This window comes from Sideroxydans lithotrophicus ES-1, assembly GCF_000025705.1.
Taxonomy (GTDB): domain Bacteria; phylum Pseudomonadota; class Gammaproteobacteria; order Burkholderiales; family Gallionellaceae; genus Sideroxyarcus; species Sideroxyarcus lithotrophicus.
Window position 1 is genome coordinate 1231811 of record NC_013959.1, and the last position, 24821, is coordinate 1256631.

The window sequence follows — 24821 nt, forward strand, 5'->3', positions numbered from 1 at the left end:
GTACGGCAAGTTTATGGTCGTGTCTTTGGAAACGATAAGGCACTACGGCGGTCTGCTACTCCGTCGCATGTCCTGACTGGCACGGAATCATGCGTGTTGCTGGTCCTTCGAACATGGCGATATTGTCTGGACATTGAAGCGCATCCTCCATGGATGGGTGATACAGGGAAAGGAACTCGATAGGCATGCAGGAAATTTTTGACTATTCAATATTCGGGAACACGGTACTCAGATATCTTGAGTCCATCGGGATACTTGTCGGTGCTTTGGCCGCCCTCTATCTGTTCAAGAGGTACATAGTCACTCGCCTGGAGAAGTGGGCGGATTCAACAGAGACGACGATCGACGACCTGCTTGTCCAGTCCGTCGAGAAGTCGCTGATACCGATCCTGTATTTCGGTTCGTTGTATGCCGCGCTGCACACCCTGGCCATTTCGCAAAAATTCGAGCACTACATCGATATCGCCGCGATCATCGTGGTCACGCTGCTCGCCGTCAGGTCGATTACCACCGCAGTCACTTTCGGGCTCCATTCCTACTTGAAGGATGCAGGCGATTCTTCTGGCGGGGAGAAGCAGATCAAGGGAGTGAGCAGCCTGGCGAACTTCCTGATCTGGGCGCTGGCGCTGGTCTTCATTCTGGACAATCTCGGGGTCAGGATATCGGCTGTCGTGGCCGGTCTCGGCATCGGCGGCGTCGCTGTCGCGCTGGCTGCCCAGGCGGTGCTGGGGGATCTGTTCAGCTACTTCGTCATATTCTTCGATAAACCTTTCGTGGTCGGGGATTTCATCGTGGTCGGCGACAAGATGGGGACAGTGGAATACGTCGGCATCAAGACCACCCGGCTGCGCGCCATTGGCGGCGAACAGCTGGTCTTTTCGAACACCGACCTGACCAATTCGCGCGTGCACAATTTCAAGAAGATGGAAAGGCGGCGGGTGGTGTTCAAACTTGGTGTGACCTATCAGACGCCGCTCGAAAAACTGAAAGCCATTCCGCAGCAGGTGCGGGAAATCATCGTCGCCCAGGATGGGACGGTCTTCGATCGGGGGCACTTCGCTTCCTATGGCGCTTCCAGCCTGGATTTCGAGTTCGTCTACTTTGTGTCGGATGCGGATTACGCGAAATACATGGATATCCAGCAGGCGATCAACCTGGCGATCTTCGAGGCATTCGAGAAGGAACGGATCGAGTTCGCCTTCCCGACGCAGACTCTGTTCGTGAACAAGGTTGCCTGACAGGATTGGTGCCGTCCAATGCGTGATGATATGAACGACCCCATTTCAATGCAGGTTCCGGAAATGCGGCGATGATCCTGCCGAAGATGATCCGTGCCGGAGTATTCCTGGCACTGGCCGCATTCGCGAACCTTGCTGCCGCCGGCAAGGATGCTTGCCCGCCGGTTGCGGTACAGCCGACGCCCGAGATGGTCCAGGCGGCCATGCACAATGCACGCGACCACGGTTTCCTGTGGCGCATCAGCAAGGATGGCCATACTTCTTTCCTTTACGGAACCATCCATGTCGCGAAATTCGACTGGATGTTCCCCGGACCGAGCGTGATGCAGGCGTTGCGCGCATCGGACACGGTGGCACTTGAGCTGGATATGATGGATGCCGATATCCAGCGACGCATACGCGAGGGAATGTCGGCGCTGCACAGTTCGGCGTTGCCCGAGCCATTGGTGAAACGCTTGCAGCGGCAGGCCGAACTGGTATGCGTTCCGTACGATACGCTGACCACGCTCACCCCCGAGTTTCAGATCACCACATTGACCCTGATGGCGGGACGCTGGGAGGGATTGTTCTCCTCGTATGCCATCGATGGCGTGCTGGCAGGGATCGGGCACGGGGCCAGGAAGCTGGTGGTGTCGCTGGAGACGCCGGAGGCACAGTTGCAGGTGTTGCAGATGCAAAGTCCGCAGGAGACTGTGGCATTCGTCGAGGATGGCCTGAAAGAACTGGAGGCAGGCGGCACGCAGAAGACATTCAGCCATATCGCCAGGGTATGGGCCGGTTCCGACTATGCCGACCTGTCGCGTTACGATGAGTGGTGCGATTGTCTCAATACCAGCAGCGAGCGCGAGGAGATGAAAAGACTGCTGGATGAACGCAATCCGAACCTTGCCGCGGGCATCGATACCTTGCACATGAGCGGCAAACGGGTGTTCGCCGCAGTGGGCAGTTTGCATATGTTTGGGCCATTGGGACTGCCGGCGCTGATGGAAAAACGCGGTTACCGGGTCGAACGCGTCGAGCTGAGGCCGCTTTGACATGTGCATGACCGCGGATTCCATCTAGAATCGCATCATCGCAAACCAGGATGAGGACTGAAGAATGAATCTGGCTGAATTGTTCCGTCACGAGACCGACCTGCAGGCGCTTCAAGCCGGGCAGACCCTGTTCAACGAGGGCGAAAAAGGCGAGCTGATGTATGTGCTTATCTCTGGCACTGCCTCTATCTTCGTTCGCAACAGGCTGGTGGAGACCGCGGAGGCGGGGGCGATGATGGGCGAGATGGCGATGATCGAAGATGCGCCGCGCACGGCGACGGTGATCGCAAGGACCGATTGCATGCTGTTGCCCATCGGCCAGAAGCGTTTCAATTTTCTTGTGCAGCAGACACCCAACTTCGCCCTGCATGTGATGCGTGTGATCGCGGATCGCTTGCGCAGGGCGGACGCGTTTCTGTGAGCGATATGCGATCCGGCCCGCGCGAGATCGTCACGCCTTTCCGGTCCATCCCCCTGGATGTGCCGGAGGGGATGAAGCATAACGAGTTCTTCAACAGCACCGAGAACCTGAACGATCTGGCGAACAACAATGGTCTGCTGGCGAATGCCGAGAATCTGTTGCTGTATCGCAAGGCACTCGGCCATAGCACCGAGTTCGATTGTTCGATCATTTACAACACTTCCAAGACCATCCTCAATCCGCTGGGACGGCCGGTACGACGCACTCAGGTGGCGGAGAATGTGAAGCATGTGTGGAACCGGATGAACCAGATCATCATCGATTACATGCTGGAGCAGTATCCCGATCCGGAGCAGGCGCTGATCCTCGCGGGAGAGGCGAGCCTGGATGCGACCTGGCCGCTGACCTCTCCCGGTGTACCCAGCATCCGCATGTTGCACAACCACTTCGTCGTCTTTCCCAAGGAGGAGTTGCGCAACGCCAGGCTGGCCGATGCCAACAATCCCAACCTGACCGATGGCGGCCAGCACAGCCTGTTTCAGGCCTATATGCGCGACGTATACCGCGAATTCTTCGACAAGGCATTGGATCTGCAGATACTCAGGTCGGCGAGTGAGGCCGATGCGCGCATCGAGTTGACCGGATATCCGCAGGGCCTGCCGAGCTGGGAGATACAGGGCGGTGCGGATACGCTGAAGAATGTGCATTTCTGGAAAGAGTACGACGAGGTGCTGAAAGGCTTCATCGATTTCTACCGCACGTTCTTCTCGCAGGTCTCCACGCATAACGCACCGATGCTGCCGGATGTGTATTTCCCGGAGCAAGTGGAAAGCGTGCTGCTGTTCAACAACGACTTCATGAAGACAGCGAAGAAGGTGCGCGACCACTGCATCGTGGATGCGAAGTATGCCAATGCCATCCGCTGGCAACCCGCATTCAAGCAGATCATCTACCGCAACGATACGGGCAAGCTGATCGTGACCATCAGCCAGAATTCCATCGGCAATGCGATCACCGAACTGCTCGGGGTGGTGGTGAATCGCACGCCCGATGCCGAAGCCTACGCCCGGCATGAACCTGCGCTGATCGCCAGATTGCTTGAAGTGCGGCGCCGGCTGATCGAGGCTGATCTGGGCGAAGGCATCGCAACGGCCTACTGGCCGAAAGGGTAAGCGGCTTCCTATATTGCTTGAGTAAAAAAGTAGGATATACTACGAATTCAGCAGATACAGGAAAGATCATGGTAACCCCCGAAAACGTAAAGACTTATATTCAGCAAGGTTTGGACTGCGCGCACATCAGTGTCGAAGGCGATGGGCGCCACTTCGAGGCGGTGATCGTGAGCCCGGCATTCGAGGGCAAGGGAATGTTGCAGCAGCATCAGCTCGTCTATCGCGCCTTGGGCGACAAAATGGATGTGATCCATGCCCTGTCGATGAAGACATTTACACCTGAACAATGGGCCAAGCAGGCCTGATATCTTGGAGAAGAACGTGGACGCAAAGACAATCGCACTGGAAAAGATCAAAAAGACCGTTACCGAAAATCCCGTCGTGCTCTATATGAAGGGTACGCCCCAGTTTCCGCAATGCGGATTTTCCGGGCGCGCGGCACAAGTGCTCAAGGCTTGCGGCGTGGACAAATATGTCTCAGTGAATGTGCTGGCCGACCAGGAAGCATATGACTACCTGAAGTTCTATGCCGACTTTCCGACCTTTCCCCAGCTCTACATCAAGGGGCAGCTGATCGGCGGATCGGACATCATGATCTCGATGTACGAGCAAGGCGAATTGCAGAAACTGCTCGAGACCGCCGCGGTCTGATGGTTCGCACGGCTGGAGCTACTTCCAGCCGGCTGCCGTTCGCAGCATCACCCGTTCCACCTGCACGCTGGTATCGCCATCGCTCAACCACACCTGCCCATCCTGGATGGTGCATTGCAGGCTCATCGTGCGTTGCGCCAGCCTGGATAGCGCCAGTGTGTCCGCCGCCGGCAGGTTGACGATGGTGAGGTTCTTCTGCCGTTCGAACTGCGCACTGTTCTGTGCGAACCACATGTCGGCGACGCGTCCTCCGTAGCAGTACACCACTACCTGGTCCGCGCGTCCGCATGCCTTGCGGATCAGCTTCTCGTCCGGGATGCCGACATCGATCCATAACTCGATCGCCCCGGTCAGGTCTTTCCGCCACAGGTCCGCCTCGTCGTCGTTGGTCATGCCCTGGCCGAATTCCAGATGCTCATGCGCATGCAGGGCAAAAGCCAGCAGTCGCACCATCAAGCGTTCGTCCGTTTCGGACGGGTGTTGTGCCAAGGTGAGCGCGTGATCCTGGTAGTAATGACGTTCCATATCCGCGATCTGCAGATTGGCTTTGAAGATGGTTGCTTTGATTGCCATGAACTTTCCTGAGCTGAGCCTTGTTATCGTGTTGAGTATTGGGGTGACATGATTCATCATGCGCCCCCTGAGATTAGCAGTTTTTTCGGTATTCCCCATGTTGAATGATCATCAGGCGAGCCAGCTCGTCCGTTTGCGCTGGACCGCTTTTGCCATCGTCGGCATGGCGTATGTGTTGTCGTTCTTCCACCGCTTCGCCCCGGCGGCGATCTCGGCCGACCTGCAGCAATCCTTTCATGCCAGCGCTGTGGAACTGGGCGGATTGGCGGCGACCTACTTCTACGTCTATACGGTGATGCAGATCCCGACGGGTGTCCTGGTCGATACGATGGGGCCGCGCCGTGTGGTCGCTATCGGAGGGGCGATCGCCGGTGCCGGTTCGCTGTTGTTCGGCATGGCCGATACGCTCACGGTTGCGTCGGTCGGGCGTCTGCTGGTTGGACTGGGCGTGTCGGTCACGTTCATTTCGATGCTCAAGCTCAATGCCGCCTGGTTCCATGACCGCCATTTCGCAACGATGACTGGCGCGACCATCCTGCTGGGCAACGCAGGATCACTGCTTGCCGCGGCACCTTTGGCCTGGGTGTTGGGTTATGTTTCCTGGCATACCGCGTTCGAGATCATAGGTCTGTTTTCTCTGGTGCTGGCGCTGTTGGCAGGCTGGCTGGTACGCAACAATCCCGGCGAAGCCGGCTTGCCCAGCTTGCGCGAGCTGGATGGAAAAACGGCTCATCCGGCGCATGCCGGGCATTGGTATGACGGGCTGCTGATCGTCCTGAAGAATCGCGCCACCTGGCCCGGAATGTGGGTGAACATGGGATTGGCCGGGACGCTGTTTACGTTTGGCGGATTGTGGGCGGTGCCATTCTTGCGTGATGTGTACGGTATGGATCGAGTCCAAGCCACCAATCACACTTCTTTGCTGTTGGCAGGATTTGCCATTGGCGCATTCTTCATCGGGACGCTCTCCGACCGCATCGGGCGACGCAAGCCGGTGATGATGACCGGGGCATTGGCATATTGTCTGTGCTGGTTGCCGTTGTTGCTTGGCATGTCACTGAACGGCTTTGTCGGTTACGGATTGTTTTTTGTGATGGGATTGTGTGCGCCGAGCTTCACCTTGAGCTGGTCGTGTTCCAAGGAGGTGAATCCGCCTGCATTATCCGGCATGGCAACCAGCGTGGTAAACGTCGGGGGGTTCCTGGGCACTGCAATCCTGCAACCGCTGGTGGGTTGGGCCATAGACCGTTCTCATGCTGGCATGACTGAGGGACCGCTGGGCCTGGGAGATTATCGCGCCGGTATTGCCATCATGCTTGCGTTCGCAACGATGGGGTTGATCGCCACATTGTTCATACGCGAGACCTATTGCCGGAATGTGGATCAGGCAAGAAGCGAATGATCCTGAGAAAGTGACAGAGTCTGGCGTCACGGCAATGCTCCCCGGAAGTGGCGTTATTGCAACTGGTTGTCTTATAAAGATAATCAATTATTCGCGGTATTGCTGAAAGGGCAGGATGCCCCCCATTCTTACTACCCCATCAGAATAGTTGCCTAAAATACTCGGGTATAGTTAAATATAGCCTGCTTACACAACTGAAAGGTGATTAACATGCAGATTCCGAAACGCGATGGTGATGGATATCTTGTCGATATGAGTGATTGGACGGAAGAAATCGGCCGTGCAATGGCTGCAGAAGACGGCTATGAATTGAATGAGAAAAAATGGCAACAGATCATGAAGGCGCGCGAATATTTCGAGGAATTCGCCTCGGTGCCGCCAATACGCAAGTTCGCCAAATTCATCGAAGAAGACCAGAAGGATGTGTTCGATCTGTGGATGACCGGGCCGATGAAGCCGATCACCAAGTACGGCGGCATGCCCAAGCCGACCGGCTGCGTCTGAACGGACGGGCACGCAACTTCCTCCTCTTTGTGGCGCTGGTCTCCTGCATACTGCGCGGGATCAGTGCATATGCCGCTGCTGACGAGATCCAGGTATATACCGAAGAACTCAACGCACCAGGCCAGTTTGGGCTGGAGCAACATCTTAACTATTCTATCAGGGGTACGCAGGTTCCAGATTATCCGGGACAGACGCCCCCGCACCATGTTCTACAGCTCACGCCCGAATTTTCTTATGGTCTTACCAGGAATCTGGAAGCGGGGTTGTATGTTCCATTTGCAATCACTCCCGCAGGCGATACGTTCCTCAACGGCCTGCGCGTACGTCTGAAATATATTGCACCACGGCAAAACGATGAGGACATGTTCTATGGTTTGAACGTGGAGGTAGGTCGCAACTCCTTGCGGACGTCGGACAGTATCTCGACGATGGAGCTGAGGCCGATCATCGGCTATCGAGATGCGAAATGGCTGGTGAGTTTCAATCCGATCCTGAATCTGGGACTGGCTGCCAATGTGAGTCATCAGCCGCAGTTCGAGCCTGGATTGAAACTGACGCATTCCGTAAGCGAGGGCCTGCGTGGCGGCTTCGAATATTATGGGGCGTACGGTGCGTTGAACCATCCCTTGCCCAGCAACCAGCGTTCGCATTCGTTGTACGTCGTGGCCGATATGGCGAAGGGCGGATACGATGTGAATTTCGGCATCGGGCGGGGTTTCGTGAATGCCGCGGATACCTGGGTGATGAAAGCGATCATCGGTTTGCCGCTCGAGTGATCCTCAGCCGGTCAGTCCATCGGACAATAGCGCCAATTCTGCTTCTCCCAGATAGCACCATTCCCCTTCGGCCAATCCCAGAGCCTCCAGTCTGAGTTTGCCGATCTCGGTGCGGCGCAATGCCGTACAGTGATTACCCGCAGCAGCCAGCATGCGCTTCACCTGATGGTATTTGCCTTGTTCCAGCACGATCTTCAACTGGCATGTATCGAGCATATTGCAGACCACTGCAGCGAGCGGTGCAGGTTCGTCATGCAGCTTCACGCCAGACATCAACTGCCTGACGAGTTGCGGTGTCACCGGATCGTGCGTGGTAGCGACATAGACCTTGGGGATATGCCGCTTGGGCGAGGATTGCGCATGGATGAACGCACCGTCATCCGACATCAGCAGCAGGCCGGTAGTGTCGTGGTCGAGCCGACCGACCGGCTGCACGTCGCGCAGCGCGAATTGTTCCGGCAGCAATGAAAGCACACCGGGATGATGGCTGGGTTTGCGCGAGCATTCGTAATCGGCGGGCTTGTTCAGAGCGATGTAGACATGCTCGCGAAATCTCCACGACTCGCCATACACGCTGAACTCGAGATTGTCGGTCTCGAACGCGTGACGGTAATCGGTGATGGAGTCGCCGGCGACGAGGACTTCGCCGTCTTCTATGAGCTCGCGGCACCACTTGCGCGTGCCAAAGCCCTGCGATTGCAGGATGCGGTCGAGCGGGAGCTTGCTCATGATCCTTGCTGGTCAGGCGATGCTGCAGGCTTCGGCAAACTCGAAGCGCACATTGCGCGGATAGACGCCTTTCGGGTCGCCGTAGCCGAGGTTGCAGATGAAATTGGATTTCACATTCGTTCCGGCAAAGAACAGTTGATCTACTGCCGCGTTGTCGAAGCCGGACATCGGGCCGCAATCGAGTCCCAGCGCGCGGGCAGCAAGAATGAGATAGGCGCCCTGCAGTGTGCCGTTGCGGAAGGCGGTGGTGTCGGCAAGCGTGGCGTTGTTCGCGAACATGTCGCGTGCGCCGGGGATGGGCGGGAACAATTTGGGCAGGTTCTCGTAGAAGTGCATGTCGTGGCCGATGATGGCGGTGACGGGGGCTGCCATGGTCTTGGCGCGGTTGCCTTCCATCAAGGCCGGCATGAGCTTCTCCTTCGCCGCCCTGGATTTGACGAACACGATGCGTGCCGGGCTGCAGTTCATCGACGTGGGAGCCATGCGCAAGGTGTCGTAGAGGCGATGCAGCAGCTCATCGGCAACCGGCTTGTCTTGCCAGGCGTTGTGGGTGTGGGCGTCGAGAAAAAGCTGGTCTAAAGCAGATTGGGTCAACGGTGTGCCTGGCATGAATAACTCCTGTGGAAGATTGATCGGGGCTAATGCGGTTAGTCTAAATGAAAATGAGCCATCGTTACTTGGGGGCGACATCCGGCAGGTTGGCGTGCTGGTCGTGCATCACGATGCGCGCGACGAACCAGATCGCGATCAGATTTGCCGCCACCGCCACAAAGCCGACCAGTTGGTAGTGGATGATCTTGCCAGTGTTGTCCTGCGCAATTATGAAGCCGCCCAGCGTGGTGGCCAAGCCCATCGCGAGAGATTGCATGGTGGCATTGAGCGACATGAAGGTACCGCGCAGCTTGGGTTGTGCCGCGGAGGTGACGATGGCCATTGCTGGAATGAAGCGACCGGAGACCAGGACGAAGAAAGGGGTTGTGGCAAGCAACCACAACCACAGCGGCGCGGCGCCGAGATTCGTCACCACCAGCAGCGGAAACATCGCCGCAACGGCGATCATGCGGTACACCTTGACCTTGCCGCGCAGGTCGGCCCAGCGCCCGATGAGGCGCGCAGTGAAGAAGGTCGCAGCTCCACCGCAAAGATAAACAAAGGGAATGTCCTGTTGCGAGATGCCGACGTTGTTTACCGCATACACCGTGATGTACGGTATCACCGTAAAGCCGGAGAAGATGAGCAATGCCGAATACAACAGCGCGCGCAGATGGTTGACGTCGCGCACGACGGCGAACATCGCCGCGAACGGGTGCGCCTGTTTCTCGTTGCTGATGTGATGGCGCAATTCGGGCAGGAAGCGGGCTCCGACGATGATGAACAGCGTCACCAGCAGGGCGATGAAGACAAACGGTGCACGCCACTGCAGGTGGTTGGCCAGCCATAGCGAGAGTGGTACGCCGGCAACCGTGGAGAGCGAGAACGCCGTCGACACGATGCTGCTGGCCCTGGCGCGGCGGGCGAACGGGATTGTGTCGCCTATCATGGTCTGCACCAGCGCACCCATCACGCCGCCGAACATGCCGGCCAAACCACGTGCGACCAGCAGGGAGATGAACGAGGGGGCGACGGCGCAGGCCAGTGTCGCGAGACCGAACAAGGCAAAGATCCCTAGCAGCAGGCGCTTGCGCTCGAACCGGTCGATGAAGGTTGCGCCGAGCAGGCCGGAGATGGCGGCGCTGAAACTGTAGGAGGCGACCAGCAGGCCGAACTCGTGAGTGCCGATGCCGAATTCGCGCATCAGGATCGGGCCGAGCGGCATCATGATCATGAAGTCGAGGACGTGGCTGAACTGGATGCCGGCGAGGGTAAGCAGGAAGAATTTTTCGCGTTGCGCGGTGAGTGGGGTGTGCATTGCGTGCATTTTATCAGGTCGCCTGCGAGCAAACCCGGCGGCAGTAGGAGATAATCCGCTATCCGAATCGACTGGAGTTTTACATGTGCGGTATCTGCGGTGAGTTGCGCTTCGATCAATCGGCACCCGATATGGATGCGCTGAAACGCATGACGGCGAAGCTGGCGCGGCGCGGACCGGATCACGAAGGGTTCTTCAACGGCGACGTGATCGCGTTCGGCCACCGTCGCCTGTCCATCATCGACTTGTCCAACCATTCCGACCAGCCCATGGTGGACCAGGACTTGCAACTGGCTCTCGTCTTCAACGGCACCATCTATAACTATCAGGAACTGCGTGCCGAGCTGGTGGAGATGGGCTATGACTTCTTCTCCCACGGCGACACCGAAGTGATCCTTAAGGCCTACCACGCCTGGGGCGAAAAATGCGTGCAGCGTTTCTACGGCATGTTCGCGTTCGCCCTGTGGGATATGCGCGACAAATCGCTGTTCCTGGCGCGCGACCGCTTCGGCATCAAGCCTTTGTACTACTCGCTGGACGGCGCGCGTTTGCGCTTTGCCTCCATGTTGCAAGCCCTGCTCGCGGCAGGCGGGGTGGACAAGAGCCTGGACCCCGTGGCATTGCATCACCATTTCACCCTGCACAGCGTGGTGCCTGCACCGCGCACCCTGCTGAAAGGCGTGAAGAAACTGCCGCCTGCACACACCATGACCTTCACCGCGTCCGGCGAGGTGAAGCTGCAACGCTACTGGTCGCTGGTGGCGACACGCCCGGAGGTCGAACTGTCCGAACAGGACTGGCTCGCAGCTACACGCACCGTGCTGACGCGCGCCGTGGAGCGGCACCGGCTGGCTTCCGATGTGCCGGTGGGCGTGCTGCTTTCCGGCGGGCTGGATTCCAGCCTGTTGGTCGGGCTACTGGCCGATCACGTGGATGACCTGAACACCTTCTCCATCGGTTTCGAGGAGGTGGCGGGCGAACTGGCCGACGAGTTCGAGTATTCTGACCTGATGGCGAAGCATTTCAACACACGCCACCACAAGTTCGCGATCCCCAACAGCGAGGTGCTGAAGACGCTGCCGGATGCCATCGCGCAGATGTCGGAGCCGATGCCGAGCTACGACGTGACTGCGTTTTACCTGCTGGGGCAAAAAGTGTCGGAGGAGGTTAAGGTGGTGCTGGCCGGGCAGGGCGCGGACGAAGTGTTCGGCGGCTACTTCTGGTATCCGCGCATGGATGCGGCGAACGGCTCGCCGCTGGCGCGCTTCTCGCAGCATTATTTTGATCGCGATCACGGCGAATATCTGGCGATGATGACGGAGGCCTATGCCGTGCCGGACGTGACTTCTGAATGGGTGGATCATGAACTGTCGCTGCCGCATGCGGACGAATTCCTCGACGAAGTGTTCCGCCTGGACGTGACTGCGCTGATGGTGGACGACCCGGTCAAGCGCGTGGACAACATGACCATGGCCTGGGGGCTGGAAGCGCGCGTGCCTTTTCTCGATCACGAACTGGTGGAGCTGGCTGCGCACATGCCGCCCTCGCTCAAGCTCAAGGAAGGCGGCAAGTTCCCGCTCAAGGCCATCGCGCGCGGCGTGATCCCGGATGCGGTGATCGACCGGCCCAAGGGCTATTTCCCGGTGCCCGCACTCAAATACGTGCGCGGCGAATTCCTGGAGAAGATGCGCGAGCTGTTGAATTCCGAAGCCTGCATCAAGCGTGGCCTGTACCGGCGCGACTATGTGGAAAAACTGCTGGCCGATCCCGAGGCGTATCTCACGCGCATCCAGGGCAGCAAGCTGTGGCATCTCGCCTTGCTGGAGTGGTGGCTGCAAATTAACGTTGACGGCGTTTCATCCGCACCCGCATAATCCTGCCCATGAACTCCATGCATTCCATTCGTCACGTCCGAGCCGTCCCATGCGCATTCCTGCGCAAGGCGTGGCATCGCACACAGGGTGGTCTGGAGAGTTAGCGTTCAATTTTTGCAGCAGTTACTTTCAAAAAGGCCACAGATGAACTCTGTGGCCTTTTTGTTTTTGGCTGTTCCATGTCAAGGCTCGGTGGAATGGCGGTTGTTAGTGGAGCCGAGGAGGGAATCATGTCGCTTCCAGCAGCATTCGTCACGGTCATACTGATCTGGTCCACCACGCCGCTCGCCATCAAGTGGAGCGCATTGGGTGTCGGTTTCAGCTTCGCGGTATTTTCGCGTATGGCCATCGGCGTGATGCTGAGCGCACTTCTGCTGGCAGCGTTCCGTGTGCGTGTGCCGCTGCACCGCAAGGCATTGCTGGCCTACATGGCCGGCGGGTTGAGCATGTTCGCCACGATGGCGCTCACCTATTGGTCGTCCCAGTTCGTCAGTTCCGGCATGATCGCGGTGTTGTTCGGCTTGTCGCCGCTGGTCACCAGCCTGGGCGCGATGATGTGGTTGAAAGAAGAGGCGCTCACCCCAAGCAAACTGGCCGGGATGGTCATGGGTGTGCTTGGCCTGTTCCTGGTGTTTCGTGGAGGGCTTGGGTTGGGAGCAGGCTCAATGACCGGTCTGATCGCCCTGTTCCTGGCGGTAGTGTCGCAATCTCTGGGTCTGGTTTGGCTCAAGCGTATCGGCGACGACAGTCCGCCGTTGGCGATGACACTGGGAATACTGGTGGTGGCATTGCCGCTGTTCTTTGCCGCGTGGTGGTTGCTCGATGGACATGTGCCTGCCGCAGTGCCGGAGCGCGCCGTAGCGGCGACGCTATATCTCGGTACTTTCGGGTCGGTGCTGGGATTCGCGCTGTACTACTACCTCATCAAGCATATGGAGGCTGGACATATTGCGCTGATCACGCTGATCACGCCTGTGATGGCATTGCTGCTGGGGCACGGACTGAATAACGAAGCCGTGTTGCCGCAGGTCTGGTTGGGCACGGCGAGTATCGTATCCGGGCTATGTTTGCACCGCTGGGGCGAACAGTGGATGAAGATTATGGCAAGGCAGGAATGACCGGAGGTGCTCTGGCATCCTTGTGGATGCCAGAGTGCTCAACCTGCCACCTGGACCGTTCTGAATCTGTTTATGGTGTTTCTCATTGCCGAAGCGAGTTCCTGCAATGAATTGGCCGATTTTGCAGCTTCGCTGGCGACGATTTTGTGCTCTTCGGTCATGCGTGCTATCTGCTCGACATTGCGTGCGATATCCTCGCTGGCAACCAGTTGCTCCCTTACCGATGCTTCTATTTCATTCATGCCATTGGCGGCTTGAGTAGCAGAATCGGATGTCTCACTCAGGCTGGACAGTACGTTATCCAGACAGGCATTGCTGGTTTGCAAGGCTAGCAGGCCTTTGCGAATGGCGTTATCCGCTGCGACAGACTGTTGGGACAGCTCTTTGGTGATGCTGTCGATCTTGTCGGCAGACTGGGCCGATTGCTCCGCGAGCTTGCGAACTTCATCGGCGACAACTGCGAACCCGCGTCCTTGCTCGCCGGCCCGTGCTGCCTCGATGGCTGCGTTCAAGGCAAGCAGGTTTGTTTGATCGGCCAGTCCCTTGACTTGATTGGTCATGGCTGTGATTGCCTTTACGCTGGTCACGAAATTTTCAATGGAAACAGCAATGTTGGTGACGACTTGTTCAATTGAGGAGATTTCATTTTTCAGCGAAACCATGCTTTGACTTCCATTTTTTGCATGTTTCAGATTGTGCTCGGAAACCTTCTTTACTTCCCCGGCATTGCTGGCGACCGAAGAGATGCTGACCGCCATTTGTTGCATGGCGGCGGCAGTGGAAGAAGTTGCCTCGTGCTGGCTATGAGAGCTTGCTGAGGCCTGAACTGCCGCATTGGAAAGTTGCAATGCGGCTTCTGCTACCTGGGTGCTCGAGTGATTGATCTCGGCAATGATCTTTCCAAGATCCAGGCGCAGCTGTTCGACGTGATCAGCTATCTTGCCCATTTCATCGTTTGTGGACTTGTTTACCGGAATCGAGAAGTCCCCCTTGGCAATGTGGGAGATGCCTACTACCAGCTGATTCGCAGGCGCGATGATGCCCTCATGTACCATCCAGAAAAAAGCCGCTGTGGTGATCGCAATGACCAAAGCGATGATGGATAAACTGATATAGATCCCTTGATGGCCTTGAGCAATGACTTTTTCGGTCACTTGCAGTCTGAGCGTGTTTAGTTCGTCGGATGCACTCGTCAGTAATTCGGTCGGTGCGCGATCCATGCCCTTCACGGCCATGTCGCCGATTTTGCTGTCGTACCCGCTATCCTTGAAAGCTTGCAATCCCTTGCGATAGTCCGCCCCCATGGTTCGATGTGATTTCAGGAATTGTTCGACCAAGTCCCTGGCTTTACCATCCGTTATGCGTGCCTGCAATGCCTGGCCGTTTTCCTGGACTTTGCGTTCCTGGCTTTCAAAATTCCCCCAGTATTTATCCAGGGCCGATCGGTCGCTGCCGCGCAGCAGTACGTCTTTCCACTCCTGTACCTGTTTCTTGAAATCGGTCTGCATGACCAGGATGGACCGTTCGTCAGCTGTGCTTTTCAAAACGTCCTGTTCGAAATAACGCAGGCTGTTCCATGAAAGCCACAGTCCGAAGAGTGCGGCCGAGAGCAGTAACGCTGTTCCAGTTCCGGCGATCAAGAGAAGTTTCAGACGTATGCTGGGTATCCGTGCGATCAGGTTCATATTTTCTCCTCGGGTGGCTGCATGTGATACAAACTTGCTGACGAACAGGGCGTGCTGGCGGAAGAACTCAATGAAGAGAAATCGCCAGATAACCGAACAAATGGGAAATGGAGAATGCGGCAAGCCAGCCGGACGCATGTATGGCCGCCGACGCGGGGTTCTCTCCGGCGTGCAGACACATTGCAAAGGCGCCGAAGCCATACACGAGCATCAGTCCTAATCCTAAAGTGACGATGGAGATTGCAAAGCTCATGGCGCCTCCTGTTTTGAGTGTCCCGCTGCGTACACTATTGCTGCCAGGAAAGATTGGATGTAAGGGAAAATGTTCGTGTGCCGAAGCGTTGGTGCAGATTCCGGTCCAATTCTTTTAGCCCGTCTTCTTCGAAATGCAGGAATTCGATTTCTGTCAGGAACTTTCCTTCCTTTACGACTGTGGCGATACTGTTTCCGATGATCTTGATGATTTTTTGCGGAGCTCCGTTCAACAAGGAAGGGATCATCAATTGCATGGCGACTTTTTTGTGTTGGCAGATGTGATGCTCGCTGAGTATGCGCACTCCGTGTATCGAAATCTCGTGTGCAATGCCCCTATGGATGTTGATTCGCTCGTTCTGTTTCCTGCAGTCGCACAGAAAACGCATTCCCCAGTTCGTCGGATAATGTAGATGAGTCGGTTTTTCTTCCATTTGCGCGTCCTTCCAATGGTCGATATCGCTGCCCGGCGATGAAGTATCCACTCTTGAAATGTGGTTGCAATATGCCAAATGGACTAGCCTGAGCTGCAAAAGGCATAGATAGCGACATATGCCTTCGCTGTTTTGAGGGGCGTGGGCGGTATAATTACCGAGGTGGTGATCCTGTTTGCCATCGAAAATTCAAACAATTCCTGGAGAGTGTGAAACATGCGTAATCTGATCGTTGCCGCTATTGCTTCGTTGTTCATCGCCAATCTGTCTTTTGCTGCCGATTCCAGCTGCGAAGCCAAAGCCGTCGGCAAAAGCGGCAAGCCTCTGACCGGTGCCGCCAAGTCTGCATTCATGAAGAAGTGCGAGAAGGATGCAGCTCCGGCTGCGGCGAATTCGTGCGAAGCCAAGGCTGTTGACAAGAACGGCAAGCCCCTGGCTGGTGCCGCCAAGTCTGCATTCATGAAAAAGTGTGAAAAAGACGTTGCAGCGAAATAACCATCTGTGACCTGGCAGCAAGATTCCGGCGGGTTTGCACCCGCCGGAATCATTTCAGGGATTGATTCGATGCTGGACTGGAAAGACGGACAGCCATTTTCCAATCGCTTTGGCGATGTGTACTTCTCCACCGATTCCGGCCAGGAAGAGACGCGGCACGTCTTTTTGCAGGGCAATCGCCTGGCTGAGCGTTACGCGGCGTTGTCGGAGGGGGAGAGCATCTGCATCGGCGAGACGGGCTTTGGCACCGGGCTGAATTTTCTTTGTGCATGGCAGCTGTTCGAGCAGGTAGCGCCGCAGGGCGCGAGCCTGGATTTCTTCAGCATCGAGAAATTTCCATTAAACAATGACGAACTTCGTGGAGCATTGGCGCTGTGGCCGGAATTGCACATGCAAGCCGAGGCGCTACTGGCTTGCTGGCATCGTCGTGTGCCGGGCTGGAACCGCTGGAGTATTGCCGGTGGTCGGGTGCGATTGACTCTGGCGATTTGCGATGTGGCACACGCCTTGCCGGAACTTCTTGCCGGCTGTGCAGATGCCTGGTTCCTTGACGGTTTCTCGCCGGCGAAGAATCCCGATATGTGGAGCGAGACGGTACTGGCGAATATCGCCCGTGCCTCGCACGAGGGAACGACCCTGGCAAGCTACACCAGTGCGGGTTGGGTGCGGCGCGGTTTGTTGCAGGCCGGATTCGCGGTGGATAGGGTGGCAGGTTTCGGGCGCAAGCGCGAGATGATAAGAGGGCAATTGAATGCTGCCGCAGTTTCCAGGCCAAGAGGAAAGACGCCGCGTACAGCTCTCGTCATCGGCGGTGGCATCGCGGGTTGTGCTGCTGCGCACGCCTTGGCTCAGCGCGACATCGACGTCATATTGATCGAGCGTGCCCCGCAACTTGCTGCCGCCGCTTCCGGTAATCCGCGCGGCATATTGCATGCGCGCTTCGGTGCCAGCGATAATCCCTTGCACCGTTTCGTGCTGGCAGCATACGGCCATGCCTTGGCACTGCTGGATGAGGTCGTGCCGGTGGATGGTGCAATGCGTGCTGAGTGCGGCCTACTGCAATTGGCGGCGACCGATGCCGAAGCAAAACGCATCGGCAGATTCTCAGCACAGGAATGGCCTGCGCATGTGTTGCAAACGGTGGATGCGGCCCGGGCAACTGAATTGGCTGGAATGACAATGTTGCATGGCGGCCTGTGGTTCCCCGCGGGCGGCTGGGTGGTGCCGCCGCAAGTCTGCGCACGCCTGACTGATCATCCGCGCATCACGCAGCGTCTTGCTTGCGAAGTCACTTCCCTGGAGCGAACCGGCTCCGGTTGGTGCGCCAGCGGCGAGGGATTTGTCATTGAAGCTGAGCAGATGGTGGTGTGTTGTGGACATCTGGCGAAGAATTTGAGCCAGTTCAAGGCTTTTGCGCTGCAAGCCGTGCGCGGCCAGATCAGCGAGATTCCTGCAACGGCAGCAAGCGAAAAGTTGAAATCTGTTCTGTGTGCCGAAGGGTACTGTGCACCGGCAGCGGCAGGGCGGCATGTGGTCGGGGCGACCACCACCTTTGACGATGCGGAGGCGGACTTGCGCGATGCGGACCATATGGACAACATCTCGAAACTCAAGGTTTTCATGCCGACGCTCTATCAAGCCTTGGGCACCGTTGATGCCGCCCAGTTATCCGGTCGAGCCGGGGTGCGTTGCTCGACACCGGGTGCGACGCCGCTGGTCGGCGAGGTCGAGTCAGGGTTGTATTGCAGTCTTGCGCATGGCACACGCGGTCTGCTCACCGCCGGCATCTCGGGTGAGGTGGTCGCCGCGGCGATGTGCGGGCAACTGCCGCCGTTGCCGCAATCGCTGCTGGAAGCATTGGCACCGTTGCCAAGAACGGGAAATAAAGGACAATATGCAGCATGAAAAGAATGCCTTCCCCTGAATGTCCCGAAATACGTGCCGGCCAATCCATTGAATTGTTGAAGGAGCTGCACATCCTGACGCGCGATGGCAAGATGAACCAGGATTCGCGCCGCAAGCTGAAGCAGGTGTACCACCTGTATCAATTCATCGAGCCGCTGCTGCAAGAAGTCCGCAATGAGAAGGGGGCGCTTACGCTGGTGGATCACGGGGCGGGCAAGTCGTATCTGGGGTTTATTCTGTACGACTTGTTTTTCAAAGCACTGAAAGATGCTTCGCACATCTACGGCATCGAGACGCGTGAAGAACTGGTGATGCATTCGCGCGAGCTGGCGCAGCAGCTGGGGTTCGGCGGCATGTCGTTCCTGAACCTGTCGGTGGCGGAGTCCATCGTGTCGGACAAGTTACCGACCGGAGTGGATGTGGTGACGGCGCTACATGCCTGCGATACGGCGACCGACGACGCCATCAATTTCGCCCTGAAGAAGCATGCGCAGTTCATTGTGCTGGTGCCGTGTTGCCAGGCCGAGGTGGCGGCGGCATTGCGCAAGAACAAGGGCAGGCAACTGGCAAAGGATGCGCTCACCGAGCTGTGGCGGCATCCCATTCATACGCGCGAATTCGGCAGCCACCTGACCAATGTGTTGCGCTGCCTGCAATTGGAGGCGCACGGCTACCAGGTGACGGTCACTGAGCTGGTAGGATGGGAGCATTCGATGAAGAACGAACTTATCATTGCCAGCTATAAAGATCTGCCGCGCAAGCGGGCGGCTGATCGGCTGAATGAAGTGCTCCACAGCGTGGGGCTGGAAGAGATGAAGGGTAGATTTTTTACGGAGCAAGACGATGCAGATCAGCAATGACAAGCGCTCGCACTACGAGCGCATCGGTGGCGAAGCAAAGGTGAGGGAGCTGGTACAGCGCTTCTATCATTTGATGGACGAGTTGCCCGAGGCCCATGGTGTGCGCAAGATGCACGGTGCCAGCCTGAAAGGTTCGGAAGACAAACTGTTCATGTTCCTGTCGGGCTGGATGGGCGGGCCGCAACTGTTCGTGGAGAAGTTCGGCCACCCGGCGCTGCGCATGCGTCATATGCCTTTCGCTATCGGGAAAACCGAGCGCGATCAATGGCTGTTGTGCATGGGGCAGGCGCTGGATGAAGTGGTTGAAGAAGAGGCATTGCGCAATGAGCTCAAGGCGGCCTTCATCAAGGTGGCCGATTTCATGCGCAATCAGTCTGAAGAAGACTGATCGTTGTCTGTATCTGCTTTGCCTGGTGTCGTCGTACGCAACATTTCGGCACGCGTTGCCGGGGTTTCCAGACTGATGCGACCCAGCGCGCCTGTGCGATAGTCCTGCAACAAGGTCATCGCTGCCTTTTCCAGGTCGAATTCCTTGCCGCGGATGCGGTAGCCGCGTTGTTTGGCGATGGCCTCGATCAATGCGTAACCATCCATGCCTTCCAATGGGAACTTGTAGCGTGCCAGCAGCAGGTTCGGATAACGTGCCAGCAGCAGGTCGCCCAGGAAGGCGGCGACCTCTTCGTCGATGATGGCATTGCGGCCGATGCTGTGGCTGGCGGCAAGCATGAGGCCGTCGCTTTCGAATTCGATTTTCGGCCACATCAATCCGGGCGTGTCGATCAGGATAGTGTGGTCGTTGAGGTCGAAGCTCTGCTGGTTCTTGGTGATGGCGGGCTCGTCGCCTACCGCGACCGCACGGCGCTTGAGCAGGGTGTTCATCAGCGTGGATTTGCCGACGTTGGGGATGCCCATGATCATGATGCGCAGCGGCTTCAGCGGTGTGCCGCGATGCGGGGCGAGCGGCAGGCACAGTTTTGGGATCTTCGCGGCATCGCCCGCTTTCTTGCAGGACAGCGCGACGGCCTGCACGCCCTCCTGTTCGTTGTAGTGATCCAGCCAGGCCTGTGTCGCCGCCGGATCGGCAAGATCGGTCTTGTTCAGCACCTTGAGGCATGGCCGTTGGCGATGCAGGCGCAATTCGCGAATCATCGGGTTGCTACCCGCTTCCGGCACGCGTGCATCCAGCACCTCGATGACCACATCGATGCGTGCCATGGTCTCGGCCGCCTTCTTGCGGGCTGAGGTCATGTGTCCGGGGAACCATTGGATGGCCATGGGATGAAGTCCTTGAAAACAGGCGCGCATTCTAACTGTTATTTGACGCTGACTGTCCCCGCTCCCATAATCCATGCGTAATTACCGGGAGCTCAATCATGGCTATCATCCGCCAACAGGATTTCATCGACAGCATCGCCGACGCATTGCAATTCATCTCCTACTATCACCCGCAGGACTATGTGCAGGCCGTCGCTGCAGCCTACCAGCGCGAGGAATCCCCTGCCGCCAAGGATGCGATGGCGCAGATACTGACCAATTCACGCATGTGCGCGATGGGCAAGCGGCCGATCTGCCAGGATACCGGTATCGTGGTGGCCTTCGTGCGGATCGGGATGGATGTGCGCTGGGAAGACGCAACCATGAGCGTCACCGAGATGGTGAATGCCGGGGTACGCAAGGCTTACCTGCTGCCGGACAACGTATTGCGCGCTTCGATCGTGAGCGAACCGGCGGGCAGGCGCAAGAATACCGGCGACAACACGCCGGCCGTGGTGCATTTTGAGGTCGTGCCGGGGGACAGGGTGGATGTGCGCATCGCCGCCAAAGGGGGTGGCTCCGAGAATAAATCGCGTTTTGCCATGCTCAATCCCGGCGACGATGTGGTGGAATGGGTGGTGAATCAACTGCCGGGCATGGGGGCAGGCTGGTGTCCGCCGGGACAACTCGGCATCGGCATCGGCGGCACGGCTGAGAAAGCCTTGTTGCTGGCCAAGGAATCGCTGATGGAAGACATCGACATGACCGCGCTGAAGGCGCGCGGGGCGAAGAACCGTATCGAGGAATTGCGCATCGAGATCTACGACAAGGTCAACGCGCTGGGCATCGGCGCGCAGGGCCTGGGCGGGCTGACCACGGTGCTGGACGTGAAGATACTGGATTACCCGACCCATGCGGCCTCCAAGCCCATCGCCATCATCCCGAACTGCGCCGCGACAAGGCATGTCCATTTCGAGCTGGATGGCCACGGGGTGGCAAGCTTCACGCCGCCGAACATCGCCGACTATCCCGATGTGCATTGGCATCCGGCGGCGGATGCGCGGCGCGTGAATCTGGATACGGTGACGCGGGCCGACATCGCGCAATGGAAACCCGGCGACACCTTGCTGCTTTCCGGCAAGCTGCTCACCGGCCGCGATGCAGCCCACAAGCGCATGGTGGAGATGCTGGCCAAAGGCGAGAAACTGCCGGTCGATTTCAACGGTCGTTTCATCTACTACGTCGGCCCGGTCGACCCGGTACGCGACGAAGTGGTCGGCCCTGCTGGACCAACAACAGCCACGCGCATGGACAAGTTCACCGAGACCATGCTGGCGCAAACCGGACTCATCGGCATGGTGGGCAAGGCCGAGCGCGGCAAGACCGGCCTTGAGGCGATCAAGAAACACGGAGCCGTGTATCTCATCGCGATCGGCGGAGCGGCCTATCTGGTGGCGCAGGCGATCAAGGCGGCTAAGGTGGTTGCGTTTGCCGATCTCGGCATGGAGGCGATCTACGAATTTGTGGTGCAGGATATGCCGGTGACGGTGGCGGTGGATGTGAATGGGACTTCGGTGCATGAGACGGGGCCGAAGGAGTGGCAGGGGAGGATTGCGGGGATTCCAGTGAAGGTGGTGTAACCTTAGTATCAAGAGGATTGTCATCAAAAATACGTGAGGTTTTATGAGACTTTTATTGCGCGCTTTTTTGCTTCTTTCGATTGTTGGCCTCATGGCAGGCTGTGATTCGGGCAATGACACCTTCACTCTCTATCGCAACAGCGTTATGGACGAAAACATGCGAATTCATGTTGCTTCGTTTAATTCAACTGACGGTGAGGCTTATAACAGGGAGAACTGTCAGCAAGCGCAGCAGCTTTTTCAAGCTCAACCCGGAGTAAGAACTAAGTTCTGGTGTGAGAAGGGTGTGTTTAGGAAGTGAGTAAATGTAGCAAGCGTAGGAGGGGTAGAGCGTAGCGCTACCCAGCGGAAACCGTCGGGGGTAGCCCGACAGCTAGTCACTTTTTCTTGCTTCGCCAAAGAAAAAGTAACCAAAAAGAAGGCGACCCCGGTGCGCCGCCCACTTTGTGGGTTCCCTGCGTTGCTCGAACGTCCGGGCCTCCTCATAAACTCGCACGATCCGCTGCGCGGCCACGTGCTCGAACATATTCGTCGGACTACTCCCGGCCGTTCTGCGCTACTCGGCGGCGTACAGGGGACGGTAAGGCAAAGCGGTTTTGTGTGCGCTTTGCGCACACTTCTTGTTTTTTGGGCGAGGCGGGCATTGCCCGCCTCGCTGGTTTTGGGGTTGGGGTTTTGCAGTTCCATCCCCTGTGCGCCGCCTCGAAAGGCTGTAAACAAGCGGAGATTTAGGCGAGCACTGTTCGAGCTCCGCGGTGGGGCACGTTTTGTGTGCCCCGCTAGGGCGAGTTGCGCAGCCCCGCTTGTTTGCAGACTTTCGAGGGAACCCACGAAGTGGGCGGCAAACCGGGGGCGACTTCTTTGGGTTACCTTTCTTGGCAAGACAAGAAAGGTAACTAGCTGTCGGGCTACCCCCGACGGTGTTGATTTTAAATTTGAAAACCTGCGGGCTGCGCCCATCCTTCGACAAGCTCAGGACGAACGGTCCGTGTAGCGCTTCTCCCGACCAGCATCGGCGCATGGGGCATGCTCCCATGGATTTATCCCCGCTTTTCGACTATCATGGCGTCCTGTTTTCAGGCAGTTTCTGGCCTGCAAAACTCAGATTTTACGAATTGGCGGGTCTCCCCGCATTGCACTTTGGTGAACCTGGTCAGGTCCGGAAGGAAGCAGCCACAGCCAAGCGGTGCAAGTGCCGGGGGTAAGGCTCGCCTCCTTATTTATCGAGGGTGTCACACTCGACAGGCAGGAGGGTGTAGGGCGTATGTCAGCGACTTCAGTGCTAGCGCGCAAATGGCGCCCCAGAAACTTCGCCCAATTGGCCGGGCAGGAACACGTCGTGCAGGCGCTGACCAATGCGCTGACGCAGAACCGCCTGCATCATGCCTATCTCTTCACCGGCACGCGCGGCGTAGGCAAGACCACCATCGCGCGCATCTTCGCCAAATCCCTGAACTGCGAGACCGGTGTAACGGCTACACCGTGCGGGGTGTGCGGTGCCTGTACCGAGATCGACAGCGGTCGTTTCGTCGACCTGATCGAACTGGACGCGGCATCCAACACCCAGGTCGACAACATGCGCGAGCTGCTGGAGAGTGCGCTGTATGCGCCGACCAGCGGGCGTTTCAAGGTGTACATCATCGACGAAGTGCATATGCTGTCGAAATCGGCCTTCAATGCGATGTTGAAGACGCTGGAAGAGCCGCCGTCGCATGTGAAGTTCATCCTGGCCACCACCGACCCGCAAAAAATCCCGGTCACCGTACTGTCACGCTGTCTGCAGTTCAACCTCAAGCAACTGCCGCCAGCGTTGATCCTGACCCATCTGCAATACGTGCTGGGGCAGGAGAACATCCCGTTCGAGATCGGTGCGCTGAATCTGGTGGCGCGTGCCGCGCAAGGCAGCATGCGTGACGCTTTGAGCCTGTTGGACCAGGCCATCGCCTATTCGTCCGGCAAGGTGGACGAGGCGTTGGTACGTACCATGCTGGGCGCGATTGACCAGGGTTACCTGTTTGACCTGTTGCAAATGCTGCGCGTCGAGGACGGTGCCGGGCTGTTGCGCATTGCCGACGATATGGCCATGCGCAGCCTGGCATTCGAAGCGGCATTGCAGGATCTGGCAACGCTGCTGCACCGCATCGCGCTGGCGCAGACCATTCCAAATGCCATCGCAGAGGATGAGCCGGAGCGTGCGCGCTTGTTTGAACTGGCGCAGCAGTTCACTCCCGAAGAGATTCAATTGAATTACCAGATCGCCATCCACGGGCGCAACGAAATCGATCTCGCACCGGACGAATATGCCGGATTCACCATGACGTTGCTGCGCATGCTGGCCTTTGCTCCGCAAGGTGCAAAGGCGAGTGCCGGCCAGGGTGCGCCGAAACCTGCACCGGTAACAGTGCCCAGGGCAGCGCCAGCTGCGGCTGAATATGTGGCTGCGGAACCGGTGCCCGCGATGCAGTCAGCGTCTGTGCGGACTGTCGAAAGCGGTACCGATCTGGACTGGAATACCCTGTTGTCGCAACTCAATTTGCAAGGTATGGCGCGCGAACTGGCGAAGAATAGTGTGCTGGCGAGCTTTGGCGATAGCCGTGTGGTGCTGAATCTCGCACCGCAACACAAGCACCTGCAAAGCAATAAAATTGCACAGGAAAAGCTGCAGGCGGCGTTGAGCGACTATTTCGTCAAGCCGATCAAATTGACGGTGGAACTTGGGGCAGAGAAGAATGCCGCCACCCCTGCCGCCGTCGAGCAGCAAGAAAAGCAGACGCGCCAGCAGCAGGCAGAAGAAGCAATCAGGCAGGATAGCTTCGTGCGCGAAGCACAAGTTCACTTGGGTGCGCAGGTGATCGAAAATTCGATCAGGCCCATATAATAAATGATGTAAGGAGC

Annotated in this window: 26 protein-coding genes and 1 other RNA gene; 19 read left to right on the plus strand and 8 right to left on the minus strand. The window is 57.6% G+C overall.

What is annotated here, in order from left to right:
* The first annotated feature begins 185 nt into the window (after positions 1-185).
* The 6 genes from SLIT_RS06175 (at position 186) to grxD (ending at position 4516) form a co-directional block, all read left to right on the plus strand.
* The gene (locus tag SLIT_RS06175) at positions 186-1238 is read left to right on the plus strand and encodes a mechanosensitive ion channel family protein (protein WP_013029375.1); all 1053 of its coding nucleotides are present in this window, start codon (positions 186-188) and stop codon (positions 1236-1238) included.
* A 71-nt stretch (positions 1239-1309) separates the two neighbouring features.
* Entirely contained in the window at positions 1310-2272 is a 963-nt protein-coding gene (locus SLIT_RS06180; protein WP_013029376.1) for a TraB/GumN family protein, read from the plus strand.
* A 64-nt stretch (positions 2273-2336) separates the two neighbouring features.
* Positions 2337-2693, plus strand: coding sequence for a cyclic nucleotide-binding domain-containing protein (locus SLIT_RS06185; protein ID WP_013029377.1), 357 nt, complete (start codon positions 2337-2339; stop codon positions 2691-2693).
* A 5-nt stretch (positions 2694-2698) separates the two neighbouring features.
* Positions 2699-3865 (plus strand): hypothetical protein, encoded by a 1167-nt coding sequence (locus SLIT_RS06190; RefSeq protein WP_013029378.1) that lies wholly within the window; start codon positions 2699-2701, stop codon positions 3863-3865.
* Positions 3866-3933: 68 nt separating this feature from the next.
* Entirely contained in the window at positions 3934-4170 is a 237-nt protein-coding gene (locus tag SLIT_RS06195) for a BolA family protein (protein WP_013029379.1), read from the plus strand.
* A gap of 16 nt (positions 4171-4186) precedes the next feature.
* Positions 4187-4516 carry a Grx4 family monothiol glutaredoxin gene (gene grxD / locus SLIT_RS06200; protein ID WP_013029380.1) on the plus strand — a complete coding sequence of 110 codons (330 nt, stop codon included), beginning with the start codon at positions 4187-4189 and terminating at the stop codon, positions 4514-4516.
* A gap of 18 nt (positions 4517-4534) precedes the next feature.
* On the opposite strand, the gene SLIT_RS06205 is transcribed toward grxD, so the two are convergent.
* Entirely contained in the window at positions 4535-5089 is a 555-nt protein-coding gene (locus SLIT_RS06205; RefSeq protein WP_013029381.1) for a YaeQ family protein, read from the minus strand.
* Between the two features lie 97 nt (positions 5090-5186).
* On the opposite strand from SLIT_RS06205, the gene SLIT_RS06210 reads away from it, so the two are divergent.
* The 3 genes from SLIT_RS06210 (at position 5187) to SLIT_RS06220 (ending at position 7771) form a co-directional block, all read left to right on the plus strand.
* Positions 5187-6491 carry an MFS transporter gene (locus SLIT_RS06210; RefSeq protein ID WP_013029382.1) on the plus strand — a complete coding sequence of 435 codons (1305 nt, stop codon included), beginning with the start codon at positions 5187-5189 and terminating at the stop codon, positions 6489-6491.
* 210 nt (positions 6492-6701) lie between these two features.
* Positions 6702-6995, plus strand: a complete 294-nt coding sequence (locus SLIT_RS06215; RefSeq protein WP_013029383.1) for a TusE/DsrC/DsvC family sulfur relay protein — start codon at positions 6702-6704, stop codon at positions 6993-6995.
* Positions 6926-7771: a hypothetical protein gene (locus tag SLIT_RS06220; RefSeq protein ID WP_150102953.1), complete on the plus strand. Its 846-nt coding sequence runs from the start codon at positions 6926-6928 to the stop codon at positions 7769-7771. Before SLIT_RS06215 ends, SLIT_RS06220 begins: the two co-directional genes overlap by 70 nt.
* Before the next feature lie 3 nt (positions 7772-7774).
* On the opposite strand, the gene SLIT_RS06225 is transcribed toward SLIT_RS06220, so the two are convergent.
* From SLIT_RS06225 to SLIT_RS06235, 3 genes are all read right to left on the minus strand, one after another.
* Positions 7775-8500, minus strand: coding sequence for a pseudouridine synthase (locus SLIT_RS06225; RefSeq protein ID WP_013029385.1), 726 nt, complete (start codon positions 8498-8500; stop codon positions 7775-7777).
* Between the two features lie 12 nt (positions 8501-8512).
* On the minus strand, positions 8513-9109 hold the full coding sequence (locus SLIT_RS06230; protein WP_013029386.1) for a malonic semialdehyde reductase: 597 nt from the start codon (positions 9107-9109) through the stop codon (positions 8513-8515).
* 64 nt (positions 9110-9173) lie between these two features.
* Positions 9174-10418 (minus strand): MFS transporter, encoded by a 1245-nt coding sequence (locus SLIT_RS06235; RefSeq protein WP_013029387.1) that lies wholly within the window; start codon positions 10416-10418, stop codon positions 9174-9176.
* Between the two features lie 74 nt (positions 10419-10492).
* On the opposite strand from SLIT_RS06235, the gene SLIT_RS06240 reads away from it, so the two are divergent.
* Together SLIT_RS06240 and SLIT_RS06245 are read left to right on the plus strand one after the other, a co-directional pair.
* The gene (locus SLIT_RS06240) at positions 10493-12283 is read left to right on the plus strand and encodes an N-acetylglutaminylglutamine amidotransferase (protein ID WP_013029388.1); all 1791 of its coding nucleotides are present in this window, start codon (positions 10493-10495) and stop codon (positions 12281-12283) included.
* A 230-nt stretch (positions 12284-12513) separates the two neighbouring features.
* Positions 12514-13401, plus strand: coding sequence for a DMT family transporter (locus SLIT_RS06245; RefSeq protein ID WP_013029389.1), 888 nt, complete (start codon positions 12514-12516; stop codon positions 13399-13401).
* 38 nt (positions 13402-13439) lie between these two features.
* Here the strand turns inward: SLIT_RS06245 and SLIT_RS06250 are convergent, their stop codons facing one another.
* The 3 genes from SLIT_RS06250 to SLIT_RS06260 form a co-directional block, all read right to left on the minus strand.
* The gene (locus tag SLIT_RS06250) at positions 13440-15086 is read right to left on the minus strand and encodes a methyl-accepting chemotaxis protein (RefSeq protein ID WP_013029390.1); all 1647 of its coding nucleotides are present in this window, start codon (positions 15084-15086) and stop codon (positions 13440-13442) included.
* Between the two features lie 67 nt (positions 15087-15153).
* Positions 15154-15339, minus strand: a complete 186-nt coding sequence (locus tag SLIT_RS16060; protein ID WP_013029391.1) for a hypothetical protein — start codon at positions 15337-15339, stop codon at positions 15154-15156.
* 34 nt (positions 15340-15373) lie between these two features.
* A complete protein-coding gene (locus SLIT_RS06260; RefSeq protein WP_013029392.1) occupies positions 15374-15772 on the minus strand; it encodes a hypothetical protein in 399 nt (132 codons plus the stop codon).
* A gap of 216 nt (positions 15773-15988) precedes the next feature.
* On the opposite strand from SLIT_RS06260, the gene SLIT_RS06265 reads away from it, so the two are divergent.
* The 4 genes from SLIT_RS06265 (at position 15989) to SLIT_RS06280 (ending at position 19420) form a co-directional block, all read left to right on the plus strand.
* Positions 15989-16267 carry a hypothetical protein gene (locus SLIT_RS06265; RefSeq protein ID WP_013029393.1) on the plus strand — a complete coding sequence of 93 codons (279 nt, stop codon included), beginning with the start codon at positions 15989-15991 and terminating at the stop codon, positions 16265-16267.
* A 69-nt stretch (positions 16268-16336) separates the two neighbouring features.
* Positions 16337-18172: a bifunctional tRNA (5-methylaminomethyl-2-thiouridine)(34)-methyltransferase MnmC2/FAD-dependent 5-carboxymethylaminomethyl-2-thiouridine(34) oxidoreductase MnmC1 gene (mnmC, locus tag SLIT_RS06270; RefSeq protein ID WP_013029394.1), complete on the plus strand. Its 1836-nt coding sequence runs from the start codon at positions 16337-16339 to the stop codon at positions 18170-18172.
* Entirely contained in the window at positions 18169-19032 is an 864-nt protein-coding gene (locus SLIT_RS06275; protein WP_013029395.1) for a class I SAM-dependent methyltransferase, read from the plus strand. The genes mnmC and SLIT_RS06275 overlap by 4 nt, the downstream gene beginning before the upstream one ends.
* Complete coding sequence (locus tag SLIT_RS06280) at positions 19016-19420, plus strand: group II truncated hemoglobin (protein WP_013029396.1); 405 nt, start codon at positions 19016-19018, stop codon at positions 19418-19420. The genes SLIT_RS06275 and SLIT_RS06280 overlap by 17 nt, the downstream gene beginning before the upstream one ends.
* Here the strand turns inward: SLIT_RS06280 and ylqF are convergent.
* The gene (gene ylqF / locus SLIT_RS06285) at positions 19402-20307 is read right to left on the minus strand and encodes a ribosome biogenesis GTPase YlqF (RefSeq protein WP_013029397.1); all 906 of its coding nucleotides are present in this window, start codon (positions 20305-20307) and stop codon (positions 19402-19404) included. The genes SLIT_RS06280 and ylqF overlap by 19 nt on opposite strands.
* A gap of 98 nt (positions 20308-20405) precedes the next feature.
* Between ylqF and SLIT_RS06290 the strand changes: the two genes are divergently transcribed.
* The 4 genes from SLIT_RS06290 (at position 20406) to dnaX (ending at position 24804) form a co-directional block, all read left to right on the plus strand.
* Positions 20406-21926 carry a fumarate hydratase gene (locus tag SLIT_RS06290; protein WP_013029398.1) on the plus strand — a complete coding sequence of 507 codons (1521 nt, stop codon included), beginning with the start codon at positions 20406-20408 and terminating at the stop codon, positions 21924-21926.
* A gap of 43 nt (positions 21927-21969) precedes the next feature.
* Complete coding sequence (locus SLIT_RS06295; protein ID WP_041420796.1) at positions 21970-22227, plus strand: hypothetical protein; 258 nt, start codon at positions 21970-21972, stop codon at positions 22225-22227.
* An 816-nt stretch (positions 22228-23043) separates the two neighbouring features.
* An RNA gene (ffs, locus tag SLIT_RS15470) (signal recognition particle sRNA small type) lies at positions 23044-23142 on the plus strand.
* A gap of 48 nt (positions 23143-23190) precedes the next feature.
* Positions 23191-24804: a DNA polymerase III subunit gamma/tau gene (gene dnaX / locus SLIT_RS06300; protein ID WP_013029400.1), complete on the plus strand. Its 1614-nt coding sequence runs from the start codon at positions 23191-23193 to the stop codon at positions 24802-24804.
* The last annotated feature ends 17 nt before the right edge of the window (positions 24805-24821 follow it).